Origin of the sequence: Rhodococcus sp. O3 (assembly GCF_048897285.1) — a bacterium.
Lineage (GTDB): Bacteria > Actinomycetota > Actinomycetes > Mycobacteriales > Mycobacteriaceae > Rhodococcus.
Genome location: NZ_JBMBTE010000099.1, coordinates 1 through 18658, shown reverse-complemented (window position 1 = coordinate 18658; position 18658 = coordinate 1). Strand labels below are relative to the sequence as shown.

At 70.3% G+C, this 18658-nt stretch carries 14 protein-coding genes and 1 pseudogene; 6 read left to right on the top strand and 9 right to left on the bottom strand.

Going from position 1 to position 18658, the window contains the following annotated elements; genetic code table 11:
* From ACN675_RS21885 to ACN675_RS21875, 3 genes are all read left to right on the top strand, one after another.
* The coding region (locus ACN675_RS21885; protein WP_420752843.1) for an ABC transporter substrate-binding protein at positions 1–1479 on the top strand (1479 nt) is incomplete at its 5' end.
* Positions 1476–2033: an adenine phosphoribosyltransferase gene (locus tag ACN675_RS21880; RefSeq protein ID WP_420752842.1), complete on the top strand. Its 558-nt coding sequence runs from the start codon at positions 1476–1478 to the stop codon at positions 2031–2033. The genes ACN675_RS21885 and ACN675_RS21880, both read left to right, overlap by 4 nt.
* 86 nt (positions 2034–2119) lie before the next feature.
* Positions 2120–4426: a RelA/SpoT family protein gene (locus ACN675_RS21875; RefSeq protein ID WP_420752841.1), complete on the top strand. Its 2307-nt coding sequence runs from the start codon at positions 2120–2122 to the stop codon at positions 4424–4426.
* Positions 4427–4446: 20 nt separating this feature from the next.
* On the opposite strand, the gene ACN675_RS21870 is transcribed toward ACN675_RS21875, so the two are convergent.
* From ACN675_RS21870 to ACN675_RS21855, 4 genes are all read right to left on the bottom strand, one after another.
* On the bottom strand, positions 4447–5250 hold the full coding sequence (locus ACN675_RS21870; RefSeq protein ID WP_420752840.1) for a peptidylprolyl isomerase: 804 nt from the start codon (positions 5248–5250) through the stop codon (positions 4447–4449).
* A gap of 69 nt (positions 5251–5319) precedes the next feature.
* A complete protein-coding gene (locus ACN675_RS21865) occupies positions 5320–6159 on the bottom strand; it encodes a peptidylprolyl isomerase (protein WP_420752839.1) in 840 nt (279 codons plus the stop codon).
* A gap of 206 nt (positions 6160–6365) precedes the next feature.
* Entirely contained in the window at positions 6366–7151 is a 786-nt protein-coding gene (locus ACN675_RS21860; RefSeq protein WP_420752838.1) for a peptidylprolyl isomerase, read from the bottom strand.
* Entirely contained in the window at positions 7151–8023 is an 873-nt protein-coding gene (locus tag ACN675_RS21855; protein WP_420752837.1) for a peptidylprolyl isomerase, read from the bottom strand. Before ACN675_RS21855 ends, ACN675_RS21860 begins: the two co-directional genes overlap by 1 nt.
* A gap of 152 nt (positions 8024–8175) precedes the next feature.
* Between ACN675_RS21855 and ACN675_RS21850 the strand changes: the two genes are divergently transcribed.
* From ACN675_RS21850 to ACN675_RS21840, 3 genes are read left to right on the top strand one after another with little or no spacing between them, the layout of a single operon-like run.
* Positions 8176–8859, top strand: coding sequence for an MBL fold metallo-hydrolase (locus ACN675_RS21850; protein ID WP_197256325.1), 684 nt, complete (start codon positions 8176–8178; stop codon positions 8857–8859).
* A 46-nt stretch (positions 8860–8905) separates the two neighbouring features.
* Positions 8906–10180, top strand: coding sequence for a histidine--tRNA ligase (hisS, locus tag ACN675_RS21845; RefSeq protein WP_420752836.1), 1275 nt, complete (start codon positions 8906–8908; stop codon positions 10178–10180).
* Positions 10140–10811 carry a hypothetical protein gene (locus ACN675_RS21840; RefSeq protein ID WP_420752835.1) on the top strand — a complete coding sequence of 224 codons (672 nt, stop codon included), beginning with the start codon at positions 10140–10142 and terminating at the stop codon, positions 10809–10811. Before hisS ends, ACN675_RS21840 begins: the two co-directional genes overlap by 41 nt.
* Positions 10812–10826: 15 nt before the next feature.
* Here ACN675_RS21840 and ACN675_RS21835 read toward each other — a convergent pair whose 3' ends face one another.
* The 5 genes and pseudogenes from ACN675_RS21835 to ACN675_RS21815 all read right to left on the bottom strand — a co-directional run.
* Complete coding sequence (locus tag ACN675_RS21835; RefSeq protein WP_420752834.1) at positions 10827–11957, bottom strand: amidohydrolase; 1131 nt, start codon at positions 11955–11957, stop codon at positions 10827–10829.
* Entirely contained in the window at positions 11954–13822 is a 1869-nt protein-coding gene (locus ACN675_RS21830) for an alpha/beta hydrolase family protein (protein ID WP_420752833.1), read from the bottom strand. The genes ACN675_RS21835 and ACN675_RS21830 overlap by 4 nt, the downstream gene beginning before the upstream one ends.
* Positions 13823–13828: 6 nt before the next feature.
* Positions 13829–15655 carry an N-acetylglutaminylglutamine amidotransferase gene (locus ACN675_RS21825; protein WP_420752832.1) on the bottom strand — a complete coding sequence of 609 codons (1827 nt, stop codon included), beginning with the start codon at positions 15653–15655 and terminating at the stop codon, positions 13829–13831.
* Between the two features lies 1 nt (position 15656).
* Positions 15657–18269 (bottom strand): glutamate--cysteine ligase, encoded by a 2613-nt coding sequence (locus ACN675_RS21820; RefSeq protein ID WP_420752831.1) that lies wholly within the window; start codon positions 18267–18269, stop codon positions 15657–15659.
* 56 nt (positions 18270–18325) lie between these two features.
* Positions 18326–18658 (bottom strand): annotated as a pseudogene (locus tag ACN675_RS21815) (hypothetical protein); the annotation flags it as partial.

Sequence of the window (18658 nt, the reverse complement as noted above, 5' to 3'; positions counted from 1 at the left end):
ACCGACGTCGGTACCGCCACCGTCATGCCCGCCGATCGGCTCACCGTCCAGTACCGGCTCGCCGCGGATTCGGTGTACTCCGACGGAGTACCGATGAGCTGCGACGACCTCGTGCTGGCGTGGGCTGCGGCGTCCGGCCGTTTCACCGCTCCGGACGAAACCGGTGCCGTGGTGAACGTGTTCGACTCCGCGCAGCGCGGCGGGTACGCCGACATCGACCGGATCGACTGCCAGCCCGGCTCGAAGGACGCGACCGTCGTCTTCCGTGCGGACCGCTCCGACACGGACTGGAAGGCGCTCTTCGGGGCCACCGAGCTGCTGCCCTCGCACGTGGTGGCCCGGGCGTCCGGCGTCGCCGACCCGGTCGCGGCGATCAACGGCGGTGACCTCGACGCGGTGCGTCGGATGGCGGACTTCTGGAACACCGGCTGGAACCTGACCCCGGGAGCGCTCGACCTCTCGCTGCTGCCGTCGGCCGGGCCGTATCGCATCGAGTCCTACACCGCCGAGGACGGCCTCGTCCTCGTCGCGAACGAACGCTGGTGGGGCAACCGTCCGGCCACGGACACGATCGTGGTGTGGCCGCGTGGCACCGCCGCGACGACCGCGTCCGAGGACGGCCGGATCCATGTCGTCGACAGCGCCGACGGTGCCCTCGAGGGCATCGGCGCCGGTGAGGGTGCCACCGCGACCACGGTGCCCTCGCGCAATGTCGAGCAGCTGACGCTCGCCACCAAGGGCGTGTTCGCGAACCCGGCGGCGCGGCGCGCGTTCGCGTTGTGCATTCCCCGCGGTGAACTGTTCGACCAGCTCGGAACGGTCGCCGACACACCGGACTCGGGGCTCGGGACCGGACCGGTCGATTCCCGGATCCTGGCGGCGGATTCCCCGCTGTACCCCGGCGTGGCCGGGACCGCTTCCCGGTACGCCCGGGCCGACCGGGAGGCGGCGAAGAGCGAACTCGCCGCCAGTGATCAGGAGCGGATCACCGTCCGGGTCGGTTATCTCGGGCCCGACCCGCGTCGCGCCCGGACCGTGGAACTGATCGCCGAATCGTGCCGCGACGCCGGTATCGAGGTCGTCGACGCCGGATCCGAGACGTTCACGCCGTCACAGTTGACGGCGGGACAGGTCGATGCCGTCCTCGCCGGCACGGCCGCGGTCGCCGGGGCGGGCGGCGCCGCCGACATGGGTGACGCCCGCGGCGCTCTGCACTCCGGGACCGGCAGCAACCTCGGTGGCTTCGCGAACCGCCGCGTCGACGAGATCCTCGACGCGTTGCTCGTCACCTCGGACAACGCCGCGGTGGCCGCCCTGGCCGGTGAAGCCGAGACGATCCTCTGGAACGAGATGCCGACGGTGCCGCTCTTCGCCCAGCCCCGCACCACCGCGCTCGCGCCGGGCATGCACGTCGCGGTCGCGAATCCGACGACCGCGGGTGCGGGCTGGAACATGGACCGGTGGATACTGACCAGGTGAGTATCCACGGAATCGTCGACCCTGCCCTCCTCGAGCGCGCCGCGACCGCGGTGACCGAACGGACCCGGTGGGTCGACGACTTCCCGACCCCCGGTGTGCGATTCGCGGATCTCACCCCGGTCTTCGCGGACGGCCCGGCCTTCGGTGCGGTGATCGCCGCGCTGGCGGCCGTCGCCGAGGGCGCGGAACTGGTGGCCGGCGTCGACGCGCGGGGTTTCCTCCTCGGTGGCGGCATCGCCCGCGAACTCGGGGTCGGGGTCCTGGCGGTGCGCAAGGCCGGCAAGCTTCCGCCGCCCGTGCGCACCTGCGAGTACTCCCTCGAGTACGGCTCCGCGTCCATCGAGATTCCGGGTGATTCGATTGCGCTCGAGGGTCGCCGGGTATTCGTCGTCGACGACGTCCTGGCCACCGGCGGCACCCTCGCCGCGACCGTGCAGTTGCTCGAGGAAGGCGGTGCGGACGTGGTCGCGGTGTCGGTCGTGACCGAGATCGAGGCGCTGGCCGGACGAGCACGGCTCGCGAAGCACCCGCTGACGTCGCTCGTGCGGATCTGAGGACTACAGTTGGCGCAGGTACCCGGGCCGGACGGCCCCGGCGGGCCGAGCACGACGGTCCGGGCAATGCGGCGGGAGGAGTGGGTATGACCCAGAATCTTGATCGGTCGTCGAACTCCGGCCCCACCCCGACACCGGCATCGACGTCCGCGTCGCGCCGGGTGCGGGCACGGCTGGCCCGGCGCATCACCGGTCAGCGCGGAACCGCACTCAAGCCGGTGCTCGAGCCGCTGGTCACGATCCACCGCGAGCTGTATCCGAAGGCCGATCTGTCGCAACTGCAACGGGCCTACGATGTCGCCGAGGAACGCCACGCCACGCAGAAGCGCAAGTCCGGCGACCCGTACATCACCCATCCGCTCGCGGTCGCGACGATCCTCGCGGAACTCGGGATGGACACCACGACGCTCGTCGCGGCTCTGCTGCACGACACGGTCGAGGACACCGGTTACAGCCTCGAACAGCTCACCGCCGAGTTCGGTGAGGAGGTCGCGCACCTCGTCGACGGGGTCACCAAGCTCGACAAGGTCGTCCTCGGCAATGCCGCCGAGGCCGAGACCATTCGCAAGATGATCATCGCGATGGCGCGGGACCCGCGCGTCCTGGTCATCAAGGTCGCCGACCGGCTGCACAACATGCGCACGATGCGCTTCCTGCCGCCCGAGAAGCAGGCGCGCAAGGCCCGCGAGACCCTCGAGGTGATTGCCCCGCTCGCGCATCGACTCGGCATGGCGACGGTCAAATGGGAACTCGAGGACCTCTCGTTCGCGATCCTGCATCCGAAGAAGTACGAGGAGATCGTCCGCCTCGTCGCGACCCGCGCGCCTTCCCGCGACACCTACCTGGCGAAGGTGCGCGCCGAGATCAACGCGACGCTGGCGGCGTCGCGGATCGACGCGACCGTCGAGGGCCGGCCCAAGCACTACTGGTCGATCTATCAGAAGATGATCGTCAAGGGCCGCGACTTCGACGACATCCACGACCTGGTCGGGGTGCGCATCCTCTGCAACGAGATCCGCGACTGCTACGCCGCGGTCGGTGTGGTGCATTCGCTGTGGCAGCCGATGGCGGGTCGCTTCAAGGACTACATCGCCCAGCCGCGCTACGGCGTGTACCAGTCCCTGCACACCACCGTCATCGGTCCGGAGGGCAAGCCGCTCGAGGTGCAGATCCGCACCCGCGAGATGCACCGGACCGCCGAGTTCGGGATCGCCGCGCACTGGCGCTACAAGGAAACCAAGGGCAAGCACTCGGGCGACGCCAACGAGCTCGACGACATGGCGTGGATGCGTCAGCTGCTCGACTGGCAGCGTGAGGCCGCGGACCCGGGGGAGTTCCTCGAGTCGCTCCGATACGACCTGGCGGTCAAGGAGATCTTCGTGTTCACGCCCAAGGGCGATGTGATCACGTTGCCGTCGGGGTCGACGCCGGTGGACTTCGCGTACGCGGTGCACACCGAGGTCGGGCACCGGTGCATCGGTGCCCGCGTCAACGGCCGGCTCGTCGCGCTCGAACGCAAGCTCGAGAACGGCGAGGTCGTCGAGGTGTTCACCTCGAAGGACCCGAATGCGGGACCGAGCCGCGACTGGCAGTCGTTCGTGGGATCGCCGCGCGCCAAGGCGAAGATCCGCCAGTGGTTCGCGAAGGAACGCCGCGAGGAGGCTCTCGAGGCGGGCAAGGACGCCATCGCGAAGGAGGTGCGGCGCGTCGGGCTGCCCCTGCAGCGGTTGATGAACGCCGACCTGATGCTCGCGGCCGCCAAGGAACTGCGCTACAGCGACGTGTCCGCGCTGTACACGGCGGTGGGGGAGCACCATGTCTCCGCGCAGCACGTCGTGCAGCGCCTGGTGACGATGCTCGGCGGTGTCGGCGGTGTCGAAGAGGAACTCGCCGAACGGGCGACGCCGTCGACGACGCCGACCCGGTCGCGGCAGAGCGGTGATTCGGGTGTCGAGGTTCCCGGGGCACCGGGCACCGTCTCGAAGCTCGCCAAGTGCTGCACCCCGGTCCCGGGCGACGAGATCATGGGGTTCGTGACCCGCACCGGTTCGGTCAGCGTGCACCGCACCGACTGCACCAACGCCGGATCGCTGAAGGAGCAGTCGGAGCGGATCATCGAGGTGAAGTGGGCGCCGTCCCCGTCGTCGGTGTTCCTCGTCGCGATCCAGATCGAGGCGCTGGACCGGCACCGGCTGTTGTCGGACGTCACCAAGGCGCTCGCCGACGAGCGCGTGAACATCCTGTCGGCGTCGGTGACCACGTCGGGTGACCGGGTTGCGGTCAGCCGGTTCACGTTCGAGATGGGTGATCCCAAGCATCTCGGGCACGTGCTGAACGTGGTCCGCAACGTGGAGGGCGTCTACGACGTCTACCGCGTGACGTCGGCGGCCTGACGGGCGGCGTTCGGACTCGGTCAGCGGACGTCGGTGATCACGACCGGCGTCGTGGGGGTGCCCCCGCCGAGGGGGCTGCTGCCGTCGTGACCGGCGGCCGCGGCCGCGTCGAGCAGCGGCAGGCCCGCCTCCCCGACGTTGCCCAGGACCGTGTACTGCGGGTACAGCACCGAATCGCCGATGACCAGGAAGAACTGGCTGCCGTTGGTGTCGGCTCGGCCGGTGTTGGCCATCGCGATCGTGCCGCGAGGGTAGAGCGCGGGGGGTGCCTTGTATCCGTCGGTGCCGTGCGACACGGTGACCGGCCACTCGTCCGCGAATGTGTAGCCGGGGCCGCCGGTTCCGGTGCCCGACGGGTCCCCGCACTGGTACAGGCGGGCACCCTCGTCGGTGGACAGACGATGGCAGGCGACGCCGTCGTAGAAACCTTGCCGGGCCAGCGAGACCAGGCTGTTCACCGCACACGGCGCGCCGGCGCGATCGAGCACGAGCGGTACGGCACCGATGCTGGTGTCGAGAGTGAGTTCGACGGTCCCGCTCGTGGGCACCGGTGTCGCGGCCGGGGCCGTCGCGGGACGTGCGGATCTGCCGCCGGGGACGTACGAACATGAGACGTTCTGCGCGTCGGCAACGGGTGGCGGGGGCAGCGGAGCTCCGGCCGGCATCGTCAGGGCCGACGCGGAGGACGGTGCCGGGAGCGGTGGGGTGTCGGCGGTGGTCGCATCACCGGTGCCGCACGCGGTCACGACGACCGCGGCGACCCCGAGCGTGCAGACGCGGGACCGGCGGACGATCCCCTGCATCGCGGTCGAAACGGCTCTCACAGATCCGGACCGTAACCGAATCGTGCCTTTCCGGACAGACCCTGCCGTTGTGACGGGCCCGTTTCACCCTCAGATCACCCTGTTGATCACCACCGGTGTGAGGGGACGGCCGCCGACGGACTCGAGGGCGCCGTCGTGTCCTGCCGCTGCCGCCGCATCGAGCAGCGGCAGGCCGGATTCGCCGATGGTTCCGAAGACCGTGTACTGCGCCGGTAGGACGCTGTCGCCGAAGAACAGCAGGAATCGGCTGCCGTTGTTGTCGGCGCGTCCGTCCGAGGCCATCGCCAGCGTGCCGCGCGGGTGCAGCACCGGCGTCAGGAACCCGTTCGTCTGGGAGGTCACCGTGACGGGATATTCGTCGGCGAATCGGTAGCCGGGTCCGCCGGTGCCGGTTCCCGTGGGGTCGCCGCACGTGAAGACCCGGGTTCCGGGCTCGTCGACCAGCCGGTCGCAGGCACTGCCGTTGTAGAAGCCCTGCCGGGCCAGATTGATGAAGCTGTTGACCGCGCACGGCGCCTTCGCCCGATCGAGCACGACGGGAATCGAGCCCGCCGTGGTCACGAGGGTGATCTTGACCGTCCCGGCCGTCGAGACCGTGGCCACCTTCGAGAACCGGGCCTGTGGCGTCGCGGGACCTCCCTCGGTATACCGGCACTCGACGGTTGCGCCCGGCGGTGCGGGAACCGGTGGCAGGGCGGGAATGGCCGACGCGTCGAACTCCTCCGGCGCCGAGGTCGACGACACCGTGGGGGACGAGGTGACCGCGGTCGTCGGGGGTGTGCCCGCGGCGTCGCTGTCGGCCGCGCATCCCGCGGCAAGAATCGCGGCGGCGAGCAGCACGCTGCCCCGTCGAGCGCGGCGGAGTGGTGTCCGATCGCGGGCGGGCACCGTCGAGGGATGTGGGGTCACAGCAACGGCACGATATCCGATTCGCCGGGAATAGGACAGGAAGCGGGAGCTGTCCCGCACCCGGACCCGGCGTGCGGTGACCGGCCACAGAGGAAGCCGACAGACGGGAACGGGCCGGTGCCTCCCGCTCGGAAGACACCGGCCCGTCCCTGTCCTCGGAATGTCACTGTCCTCGGAATGTCACTGTCCTCGGAATGTCACCGCGCTCAGGACGCGACCGTCACCGTCTCGATCTGCACGGGCAGGTTCGGGGCACCGCCACCGACGCTGCCCATCGAGCCGTCGTCGCCCGCGGCCGCGACCTTCTCGATGGTCGCGAGACCGGCCTCGTCGATCGTGCCGAAGATCGTGTACGCCGGCGGGAGCTGCGAATCCTCGTAGACGAGGAAGAATTGGCTTCCGTTGCTCCCGGGCTGCCCGGTGTTCGCCATGGCGACGGTGCCCCGCGGGTACACCACCGGCTGGGAGAGCGCGGGATCGGTCGGTGCGAACGCGGTCTCCGGGTATTCGGTGTCGAATCCGTAGCCCGGGCCGCCGCGGCCGGTGCCGGACGGGTCGCCGCACTGCAGCACCTGCAGGCCGGGCGAGGTCACGAGACGATGGCAGGGCGTGTCGTCGAAATAGCCCTGCTCGGCCAGCGAGACGAAGCTGTTGACCGTGCACGGTGCGGCGGCCGGATCCAGTGTCAGCCCGATCGAGCCCGCGCTGGTGGTCATCGTCACCGCCGGTGACCCCGCGGTGCTCACCCCACTCTCCTGCGGCGGCGTCACGTCCTTCGCGGCCTCGCCGTCCGGCATGTAGCTGCAGTCGACGGGGTCGCCCGCCGCGGGGCGTTCGGGCAGCGCGCCGATGTACGCCGGCGCAGACTGGGTGGCCGTCGCCGTCCGGGCGGAAGTGGTCGTGGTGGTGTCGGTGCCGTCGTCGGAACAACCGGCCAGCAGGAGTGCTGCGCCGGCCGCGACGACCGCGAGACGAGTTCGGGTGCGGGCCATCAGTCCATCCTCACGCTGGTCAGGGACGTCGCCAGAGCGGGCTTGCCGTCGGCGCCGCCGCCGGCGACACCCTCCGCGGCGATCTTGTCGAGTGTCGCCAGGCCGGTCTCGTCGACCGTACCGAACACCGTGTACTGCGGCGGCAGTATCGAATCCCCGTAGACCAGGAAGAACTGGCTGCCGTTGGTACCCGGGCCGGCGTTGGCCATCGCCAGGGTGCCGCGCGCGTAGGTCATCGGCTCCTGTGAGGCCGGGTCGTCGGCCGCGAACTGGTCGGTGGGGAACTCGTTGGCGAACGCGTAGCCCGGCCCGCCGCTGCCGGTGCCGGTGGGGTCGCCGCACTGCAGCACCTGCAGCGACGGCGACGTCGTCAACCGGTGGCACTCGGTGTTGTCGAAGTATCCCTGCGAGGCGAGGGACAGGAAGCTGTTGACCGTGCACGGCGAATCCGAGTTGTGCAGCATCAACCCGATGTTCCCCTGCGTCGTCTCGACGCTGACGCTGATGTCGGTGTTGCCCTCGCCGCGGGTGAGGATGCCCTCGGTGCGCGGCGGTTCCACCGGCCGCGAGGGTTCGCGCCCGTCGGCGGGGTACTCGCAGCTCACGGATTCCGGCAGCGGTTCGGCGCGCCCCGCGGGCAGGGCCGCGAACTCGGAGCTCTGCTCGGTCTCGCCGGCCGCGGTGGTGGCGTTCTCGTCGTCGCCGCGGTTGACCGCCCACAGCGTGACGCCCACACCGATCGCGACGATCACCCCGAGGGCCGTCAGGCCGATGTTCCGTTGGCGGCGTTTGCGCTCACGCTCCGCACGGCGCGCGAGCTGCCGTTCGAGTTTGCGTTTCGCGGCCTGGCGCCGCTGTGCGTTGCTCGGCACTGCTGTAGTCCTCCCGTAACCCCTCGGTCGTGGCTGAGCTGTGAAGTCAGGCCGGATCGAGTTTGCCACCCGAACCTGGAAGCGGGCGGACCGGGCGTTGCACCTAGGCTGTAGGGGCCCCCAGAACTGCTCTCACCGTAGGAGCGATGCTCGTGCTCGTTACCGGATTCCCCGCCGGGATGTTCCAGACCAACTGCTACATCCTCGCGCAGGACAACTCGAAGGAGTGCGTCGTCGTCGATCCCGGTCAGGACGCCGCCGAACCGTTGAACGAGTTCCTCACCGGATCCGATCTGAGTCCGCGCGCGGTACTGCTCACCCACGGGCACCTCGACCACATCTGGTCGGCGCAGGTGGTCGCGGACCGGTACGACATCCCCACCTATATCCACCCCGGCGACCGGCACATGCTCACCGATCCGGGAGTCGGACTCGGTTCGAGCCTGGCACCGTTCCTGCAGGGCGCCACCTTCACCGAACCGCACGAGGTGATCGAGTTCGCCGACGGCGACGAGATCGAGCACGCCGGGATCCGCTTCGTCGTCGACCACACCCCCGGCCACACGCAGGGATCTGTGGTGCTGCGCACCGTCGCGACCACCCCCGACGGCACCGAGGTTCCGGTCGCCCTGACCGGCGACACCCTGTTCGAAGGGTCCATCGGCCGCACCGACCTGCCCGGCGGCAACCACGAGCAGCTGCTCGAGTCGCTCGCCGCGAAACTGCTGGTGCTCGACGACGCCACGAACATCCTTCCGGGGCACGGTCGGTCCAGCACGATCGGACGGGAGCGGGTGTCGAACCCCTTCCTGACGGGCCTGGCCGGCACCCGCTGATCCGGACCCACACGCACATCCTTCCGACAAGAGAAAGCAGCGACAGGTGAGCAAGGTCTCCACGTTCTCGGCCCCGAAGGGTGTCCCGGATTACGTTCCGCCGCAGTCCGCGGAGTTCGTGGCCGTGCGCGACGGTTTGACGCGGGCCGCGCGTCTGGCCGGGTACGGGCACATCGAGCTGCCGATCTTCGAGGACACCGGGTTGTTCGCGCGCGGTGTCGGCGAATCCACCGACGTCGTCACCAAGGAGATGTACACGTTCGCCGACCGTGGCGACCGGTCCGTCACGCTGCGTCCCGAAGGCACCGCCGGCGTGATGCGCGCGGTCATCGAGCACGGCCTCGACCGCGGCCAGCTGCCCGTCAAACTCAGCTACTCGGGCCCGTTCTTCCGGTACGAGCGGCCCCAGGCCGGACGGTACCGGCAGCTGCAGCAGGTCGGCGTGGAGGCGATCGGCGTCGACGATCCGGCGCTCGACGCCGAGGTCATCGCGGTCGCCGACGCCGGTTTCCGCAGCCTGGGACTCGAGGGCTTCCGCCTCGAGATCACCTCGCTCGGCGACGAGACCTGCCGGCCGCAGTACCGGGAGCTGCTGCAGCAGTTCCTGTTCGAGTTGCCGCTCGACGAGGAGACCCGCCGCCGCGCCGAGATCAACCCGCTGCGCGTGCTCGACGACAAGCGCCCGCAGGTGCGGGAGATGACCGCCGACGCGCCGCTCATGCTCGACCACCTGTCCGACAGCGCCAAGGCCCACTTCGACGAGGTGCTGAGCCACCTCGACGCACTCGGGGTGCCCTATGTCGTCAACCCGCGGATGGTCCGCGGCCTCGACTACTACACCAAGACCACCTTCGAGTTCGTGCACGACGGCCTCGGTGCCCAGTCCGGTATCGGCGGCGGCGGCCGCTACGACGGCCTGATGGAGCAGCTCGGCGGGCAGCCGCTGTCGGGTATCGGGTTCGGTCTCGGTGTGGACCGCACGATCCTCGCGCTCGCCGCCGAAGGCAAGAGCGCCGCCACCCCGGCCCGCTGCGAGGTGTACGGCGTGCCGATGGGCGACGCCGCCAAGTCCGCACTGGTTCCGCTCGCCCACAAGCTCCGCGGCGCGGGCATCCGCGTCGATCTCGCCTACGGAGGACGCGGACTCAAGGGCGCGATGAAGGCCGCCGACAAGTCCGGGGCCGTCGTCGCCCTGGTCCTCGGCGAGCGTGAACTCGAGGCCGGCGAGATCGTCGTCAAGGACCTGCGTACCGGCGAGCAGCAGACTGTGCCGCTCGCCGATGCAGTCGCGCGCGTGGGTGAGGTCGTTGCCGGGGACTGACGGGCCTGCGCCCGAATCCGTGTCCCTGGACCTGCTGCCGCCGCACCTTCTGCTGCCGCGTGCCCGCCGCGTCGCGCTCGCATCGGTACTCCTCGGCATCGTGCTCGCCGGGGTGGCGTGGCTGTTCGTGCCGGGGTCGATCGCCATTGCGCTCGGGCTGCTCTTCGGGCTTCCCCCGGCCGTCGGCGCATTCGTCGTGACCCGTCGGCACCTGCGCCTCGACGGCACGGTACTGGTCGCGTCGGGACCGGTTCGTTCGCGCAGTGTGGACCTGCGGCACCTGGCCGGTGTCGAATTGCTCGTGCGTGTCGCGCGGGTGAGTCAGGTGATCCTCCGCATCAACGACGGCGAGCACGGGCTCGTGTCGGTGCCGCTGGCGTTGTATGCGGACGGCGGCGGACGCGAACTCGACGTGCTCGCGCTGCGCCGGCTCGCCGACGCCCTCGCCACCGCGGAGGTGGCGCCGGCCGCTGCGGTGTCGTCGGTCCTCGTCGAACAGCTGCGGGCCGAGGCGCGCAGCGCGGCGGTGGGGGAGCGGCCGCTGTACCGGGCGGTCGAACTGGCCCGCAACGCGGGCCGGGTGCCGCAGACGACCCTGACCGATCACGAGGTGGCTTCGCTCGTCGACTGAGCGGGGCCGGCCGCGTCACCCCTTCCGTGCCAGGGCGACGAAGGTGCGCATACCGTGCACGAGGGCGCGTTCGTCGAGGGTGAACTCGGGGCGGTGCAGATCGCAGCGCGGCCCGACCCCGTCCCAGACGCCGAGCCGCGCCATCGCGCCGGGGACCTTTTCGAGGTACCACGCGAAATCCTCACCGCCGCTGGACTGCTGGGCCTCGGCGAGGTTGTCCAGCCCGACGACCGTCTCGATCGCTTCGAGCAGGTCCGAGGCGCAATCCGGGTCGTTGACGACCGGAGGAACGCCCTGCACGTACTCGAGTTCGTGCCCGACCCCGTAGGGCGCGAGCAGTTCGCCGATGGTGCGGCGCACCAGGGGTTCGAGACTCGCCCAGGTCGCGTGGGACGCGCTGCGCAGCGTCCCGACCAGCTCCCCGGACTCGGGGATCGCGTTGCCCACGTAACCCGCCGAGATCCTGCCCCAGGTCAGGACCGTGGCGCTGCGCGCGTCGACCCGCCGGTCGAGCACCGACGCCAGGCCGGTGATCAGCACCGCCGCGGCGTGGATCAGGTCGCCGGTCAGATAGGGCCGCGCCGAATGCCCGCCGGCGGACGACAGACGCACCGTCACCGCGTCGCTCGACGAGGTGATGGGACCGGCCCGGGTCGCGAGCATGCCGACCCGGAACTGCGGTGCGCAATGCAGGGCGAAGATCTTCGACACGCCCTCGAGCGCCCCGGCCGCGACGGCTTCGATCGCACCACCCGGCGTCGCCTCCTCGGCCGGTTGGAAGATCAGCCGGACCCGTTGGGGCGGAGGGTCTTCGGCGAGTTCGGCGGCGGCTCCCATGAGGATCGCGGTGTGCGCGTCGTGTCCGCACGCGTGGCACACCCCGGGCACCGTCGACGCGAACGGCAGGCCCGTGGCCTCGGTCAGCGGCAGCGCGTCGAGGTCCGCCCGCAAGGCGATGCAGTGCGCGCTCGGCGGACCCACGTCGCACCACAGCCCGGTCCCACGCGGCAATGTCACCGGCTCGAGGCCCAGTGAGCGCAGATGGTCGCGGACCACCGCGGTCGTGCGGTACTCGGCGAACCCCAATTCGGGGTGTGCGTGCAGATCGCGCCGCCACGCGACGAGCTGTTCGAACGAGACGCTCATCGTGCGGCCTCCTCGACACGGCTCACACCCAGATGTGTGGTGAGCCAGTCGACCATTGCCGACGCCAGGGCGCGGCGGTTCTCCCGCTTGACGATCTCGTGGCCCTCGTCGTCGAACAGGAGGAAATCCGCGACCCCGCCGCGGGCGTGCACGGCCGCGACGATCTGCTCGGACTCGCCGACCGGCACATTGGTGTCGTGTGCGCCGTGCACCACCAGCAGCGGGGCCTTCAGGTCGGCGATCCGGTGGATCGGGGACAGTTCCTGCAGTAGTTCCCGGTCGTGGACCGGATGCCCGTACTTCGGATAGGCCGCGGCCGCGATCCACGGCTCGGTGTTGGCGTAGAAACTCTCGAGGTCGCTCATTCCGCAGATCGCGACACCCGCCGCGAACAGCGGGGCATGGAAGGTCAAGGACGCCAACGTGAGATACCCGCCGTAGGAGCGGCCGGCACACGCGATCCGCGCCGGGTCGGCGATGCCCCGCTCGACGAGGAACTGCACACAATCCGCGACGTCGTCGATGCCGGCGAAACGCCCGTACCGGTCGTCGGCGTGCATGAACGTTCGCCCGAATCCACCCGACCCCCGGACGTTCGGTGCGAACACGGTGATACCGGCGTCCACGAGGGCGGGGAAGTAGTCGCTGTACCCGGGTCGCTCCTGGGCCTCCGGGCCGCCGTGGAAGTACAACATCACCGGTCCCGGCTCGCTCCCGCCGCGATAGTGCCATCCGGACAACGGCATTCCGTCCCGAGCCTCGAATTCGAGCAGCTCCGGTGCCACCGCCGGATCGATCCGGGTGCGCGCATGCTCGACCGGAACCCAGTCGCCGGAACGGGGATTGACCAGTTCGACCGACGGCGGCATCCCCGGGCCCTCCACCGTCACCGCGAGCAGCGCGCCGGTCGCGCTGAGCGAGAGCTCGGACGCGACGAGCCCGGGCAACAGGATCGGCGGCGCGAGCGAGCCGTCCCTCAGGTCGAGAATCTGTAATTCGCTCAGCCCCTTGATGTTCCACAGCAGTGCCACCGTCGAGTGGTCCTCGCTGACGGCGAACTCGTCGAGGTCCGCGTCGGGTCGCTCGGCGAGTACCCGGTACGACACGCCTTCGTCGGACACGGCGACGCCCAGCAGTCGTGCGAACTCGCAGTCGTGATCGCTGCGCACCACTGCCCGCACGTAGCGGGCCGGTTCGCCGTCGCTGGACGCCCACGGGGACCCGTACCGGTCCAGCCCGCCGAGCAGGCGGTGGTCGTCGAGGATGACCCCGGCATCGGTGGTCGATCCGAAATCGGTGGGCAGCAAAGGTGTCCGGGATCCGTCGGCGCGCAGCAACAACAGCTCGCGATGTCCGCGCGGCCCGACGCGCAGCAGAGCCGAACCGTCCCACGAATCCACCAGATGCCCACCGACCCGGCGATCGAGCACGACCGACTCCAGCGTCTGCGGGTCGATCAGCCGGGATTCGGCGACGCCCTCCTCGTCGGTCGCGGTGACCGCGACGAGCGGACCGTCCCAGCACACCAGCTCCGTCGAGGAGTCGCTCGCCGAGTCGAGTCGTCGCGCGCTGCGGTCGTCCGGATCGGTCTGCACCACCCACACCTGGGTACGGGTACCGGCGTCCGGGGCGACCTCACACGCCAGCCACATGCCGTCCTCGGAATGCAGGATCCGGGTGACCGGCCCGTCGACGGGCAGATCCACGCGACGGTCCGGCCCGGCCGAGCGGCCCGTCAGGAAGCGCTGCACGGCCCACGGATAACCGCCGTCGTCGACGAGGTGCGCGAAGCCGGTCGCGTCGGGCGATGTCGACGCGCCCGACGTGAAACGCACATGCGTAGGACTCTCCGGTGCCGCATCCATCCCGGCTCACTCCTTCTGCACCCGCGCGGGCTGCGCGGTTCTCGTCCCGGTCTGCTCGTCCATCGACTGCAACCACAACTCGAGCAACGCGACCTGCCAGAGCGCGTTCGCGCCGAGCGTGGTGCGGGTGTCGTTCGGTGCGGCCAGCAGTGCGTCGATCGTGTGCGGCCGGTACAGGCCGCGGTCACGCGCGGCGCGGCTGTGCAGGGCGTCGCGCACCAGGGTCAGCAGTTCCCCGTCGAGATTCCGGATTCCCGGAACCGGGAAGTATCCCTTGGTGCGGTCGATGATCCGGGTCGGCAGCAACGCCCGGCTCGCGTCCTTGAGGACGCCCTTGCCGCCGGACGCGAGTTTGAGTTCGGGCGGGCAGGTCGCGGCGAGTTCGACGAACTCGTGATCGAGGAACGGGACCCGAGCCTCGAGACCCCACGCCATCGTCATCGTGTCGACCCGCTTGACCGGGTCCTCGACGAGCATGACGGTCGTGTCGAGACGCAACGCCGCATCGACCGCGGTGTGGGCGCCGGGTTCGGCATGCTGCGCGGCCAGGAATTCGCTGCTCGCGTCGTGGTCGAGATGGTAGTCGGGGCACAGCAGCGCGCCGATGTCGTCGTGGGAGCGGTCGACGAACACGCGGGCGTACGCCTCGGCGGAGCGGTCGCGCGCGACGCCGAGCATCGGGGGATACCAGTCGTATCCGGCGAGGATCTCGTCGGCACCCTGACCCGACTGGACCACCTTCACCGATCGGCGCACCTCCTCCGACAGCAGGTAGAACGCGACGCAGTCGTGGCTGACCATCGGCTCGCTCATGGCCGCGATCGTCGCGGGCACGGCCGGCAGCAGGCGCGAGGAATCGATGTGAATCTTGTGGTGGGCGGTGCCGAACGTCTCGGCGACCAGATCCGAGTACTCGTACTCGTCCCCGGATTCTCCTGCGGCCGAATCGAATCCGATGCTGAATGTCTCGAGACCGTGCTGGCCCTGTTCGGCGAGCAACGCGACCACCAGGCTCGAGTCGATGCCGCCGGACAGCAGAACCCCGACGGGCACGTCGGCGACCATCCGTCTCGACACCGCGGTGCGCAGGGCGTCGAGCAGGGCGTGCTGCCAGTCGCGTTCGGTCCAGGAGGCACGGTCCGGTTCCGGGCCGAACACCGGTTGCCAGTACCGGATGTCGTCGCTGCGGCCGTCGGGCCGGATCACCCGCACGGTCGCCGCAGGCAGCTTCCGGATGCCCCGGAAGATGGTGCGCGGGGCCGGCACCACCGAATGGAAGCTCAGATAGTGGTGCAGCGCCACCCGATCGAGGTCGGTGTCGACGTCTCCGGCGTGCAGCAGCGCCGGAACCGTCGACGCGAATCGCAGTCGGCCCGGGGACTCGGCCAGATACAGCGGTTTGATCCCGAGCCGATCGCGCGCGAGGGTGACCACCCCGGTGTCGGTGTCGGCGATCGCGAACGCGAACATCCCGGCGAAGCGGCGCACACAGTCCGTGCCCCACCGATCGAATGCCTTGAGGACGACCTCGCTGTCCGCGGTGGAGAAGAACCGATAGCCGGCCGCCTCCAGTTCGGCTCGCAACTGCCGGTAGTTGTAGATGCACCCGTTGAACACGAGCGCGAGCCCGAGGTCGCTGTCGATCATGGGCTGACGGCCGCGCGGGGAGAGATCGATGATGCTCAACCGGCGGTGTCCCAGGGCGATCGATTCCTGCACGTACATCCCGCCGGAATCGGGGCCGCGCGGTGCCATGGACGCGGTCATCCGGGACACGGCACCGGTGTCGGCGGGCCTGCCGTCGAACCGGATCTCGCCGCACACCCCGCACACGTCAGCGCCCCCTCCGGCCGGTAGGCGGCCCGCCCGCCGACCGAAGGATCCAGGTGTCCTTGCCGCCCCCGCCCTGGGAAGAATTGACGATCATGCTTCCGGCGGGTGCCACGCGGGTCAGCGCCACCGGTGCGACATGCGCGGTGACCGCCGCGCCGTCGCCGCGCACGTGCACGAACACGCGCAGGTCGACGTGATGCGGGTAGAACCCGGTGCCGTCGAACGTCGGGTGCGTGGACAACGACACCACCTCCTGCGCGACGAATCGCTCCGGCTGCCTCAGCAGATCGTGGCGGCGACTCGCCAGTTCGGCCGGTGTCGCCTCCGGGCCGATCGTGATCCCGTTGCCGCCGAATCCGTCGATGGGCTTGACCACGAGCTCGGAGAGCCGGTCCAGCACGTGGTCGCGCTGCTCGCGTTCGGCGCACACCCACGTCGGGACCTGGTCGAGCAACGGCCGCTCACCCAGGTAGTACTCGATCAGCGCCGGCACATAAGTGTAGACGGCCTTGTCGTCGCCCACCCCGTTACCGAGGGCGTTGACCACGGTCACGGTTCCCGCGCGCAGCGCGCCGAGCAGACCCGGCCGCAGCGGCTGCCCGTCGTAGCCGGTGGAGGACAGCAGCATGTCCTCGTCGACACGGGCGTAGAGGACATCGACGCGCGACCTCGTCGTCCCGCGGTGGACGTACACGACGTCGTCGCGGACCGACAGGTCCTGCGTCTGGGCGAGCGGCAGACCGGTGCGCTCCGCGAGCATGGTGTGTTCGAACCACGCGGAATCCTGCGGGCCCGCGCTCAGCACCACGGCGGCCACCCGGTCGCCGCGAGCCCGGGGCGGAGCGGCGGCCAGCAGCGTCTTCACCATCAGGTCCGTGGTGTCCTCGACGTCGAGGACATCGGAGCCCTCGAGGAGTTCGCCGAGGAAGGTGCGGGTCATCGCGCGGTGGGCCAGGGCGTAGCCGACGCCCGACGGCACTCGGAGGTTGTCCTCGAGCACCACGAACCGGCCGGGGCCGGTCCTGACCAGGTCGATGCCGCAGATGTGCGCGCGCACCCGGTGCAGGTGGGCCGCGGCGCCGCTCCGGCGGAACCCGGGTGCACGGTCGAGCACCTCCGCAGGCATCACACCGTCCCGGATCACCGCGGCGTCCCCGTACACGTCGACGAGGAACGCGTTGAGTGCCTTCGCGCGCTGCTCGAGTCCGGGAACGAGGTGTTCCCACTGGTCGGCCGTGATGATCCGGGGCACCACATCCATCGGGAAGACCCGTGCCCGGGCCTCGCCGCTGACGCGGAACACCACCCCGTCGAGGCCCTGCTCGCGGTCGATGTCGTCCTGCGCCGTCCGCAGCGTATCGGCGCCGAGCCGCGCCAGCGTGGTGAGCACGTGTGCGTATTCCGGGCGGGGCCGGCCGCGTGCGTCGACGGCCTCGTCGTATCCGTCGTCGGCGTCGTCCGCGCGGAGCGGCGCGTACCCGTGCAGCAGCGTCCCGTGGGGGTCGGAGACCTCCGGAACCTCGTGGACGCGGCCGGCGGTCTCGGCGAGCAGCAGGTCCACGACGTCGGTGAGCTTGCCGCGCCGGCGCAGCACCCGTCGCTGCCGCGCCGCGGAGCTACCGATGCGGGCGGCTGCCGCGGCCAGTTCGGAGACCGTGTCCCAGTCGCCGAACTGCTCCAGTTCCGGACGCAGCAACGAGGTGAGCCGGTCGATCATCTCCACGGCCGGTCGCGGCACCGCGGCCTCGACGTCGACCAGGTCGCCCTCGAGCCCGGAACGGGCGGCCCGCCACATCGCGGCGCGGATCAGGGTGGGGTTCGCCCTGACGGGAGGTATCCCCTCGCGCAGTGCCGTGCACTCGTGTTCGACGAGCGCGCGGAACAGACCGGCGACCAGTGTGATCGTGTCGACCGACGGGCAGCTGTCGCACACCCGCAGTTCCAGGGTGGGTTGATGCGCGGACGGTCGCAGGTCGAAGTACACCATGCCCGGGTCGGTGATGACCCCGCTCGACACCAGATCGGCGATCAGCCGGTCGTACTCGGCGGCCGACGACACCGGTGCCGCGGGCCCGGTGCTCGGCCACCGGATCCACACGAGGCTGCGCACGCTCGCGTAACCGGTGTCGGTGCCGTCGGCCCAGAACGGCGAGCTCGCGCTGAGCGCCAGGAAGACCGGCAGGTGCGGGGCGATCCGGTTCGCGACCTGCACCGCCTCGTCCCGGTCGGGAACATCGACGTGAACCTGGGTGCCGCAGATCAGCTGCTCACGTGCGAGCAGCTGATAGTCGGCGAGCATCCGGCGATAGCGTGGTGTCTCGCTCACCTGGAGTTCCTCCGGGACGGAGAGCGGGACGGCACCGGCCGCGGCGACCCCCAGGCCCAGTTCGGCGGCGGCCGCGACCAGCTGCGAGCGACGAAGGACGAGATCCGCGCGGAGTTTCGACAGCTCCCGGTGGACCTCGCTGTTGACCTCGACGACGCAGCGTTGCAGTTCGTCGACGTAGGTGTCCTGCGGGAGCCGGGCGAGCAGTTCCGGGGCGCGAGGAACGAGCCGGCGCGTTTTCGCATCGATCAGCTGGAATTCCTCTTCGACGCCCAGCTGTCGAATCATTCCCGCACGACCCATCTACCTCAGGTACCCGCTCGGGTCACAGCGTAATCCGGTGCCTACCGGTCGTCGATGCCCCCGATCACGGCCGGTACGACCCTCGGCATTTCCCCGACCACCTCGGTCGAGTTCGCGGCGGACACCAGGAATCCCGGTGTGCCACGGGGATCGGTCCGGTCGTCCCCGCGTGGGGCACCGGCTGCCGGGACGCCGCCGCCGTACATGCCGGGGCGCCCAGGAGGGGTGGGGACCGGGCCGGCGGTGCCGGAGCCGGCGGGTGCAGCCGGTCCCGGGAACACACCGGGGACCGAGGAGGCGGGGACCGCGCCGGTTCCGGCGCCGAGACCGGACCCGGTGATCCCGGTGCCGCCGAAGCCCGACGGTGGGGACAT

Bases quoted from the DNA above. Each gene is read 5' to 3' on its own strand.
- ACN675_RS21840 (WP_420752835.1), top strand. From the start codon at position 10,140: ATGCAGTCGCGCGCGTGGGTGAGGTCGTTGCCGGGGACTGACGGGCCT.
- ACN675_RS21830 (WP_420752833.1), bottom strand. From the start codon at position 13,822: ATGGATGCGGCACCGGAGAGTCCTACGCATGTGCGTTTCACGTCGGGC.
- ACN675_RS21875 (WP_420752841.1), top strand. From the start codon at position 2,120: ATGACCCAGAATCTTGATCGGTCGTCGAACTCCGGCCCCACCCCGACA.
- ACN675_RS21820 (WP_420752831.1), bottom strand. From the start codon at position 18,269: ATGATTCGACAGCTGGGCGTCGAAGAGGAATTCCAGCTGATCGATGCG.
- ACN675_RS21835 (WP_420752834.1), bottom strand. From the start codon at position 11,957: ATGAGCGTCTCGTTCGAACAGCTCGTCGCGTGGCGGCGCGATCTGCAC.
- ACN675_RS21860 (WP_420752838.1), bottom strand. From the start codon at position 7,151: ATGGCCCGCACCCGAACTCGTCTCGCGGTCGTCGCGGCCGGCGCAGCA.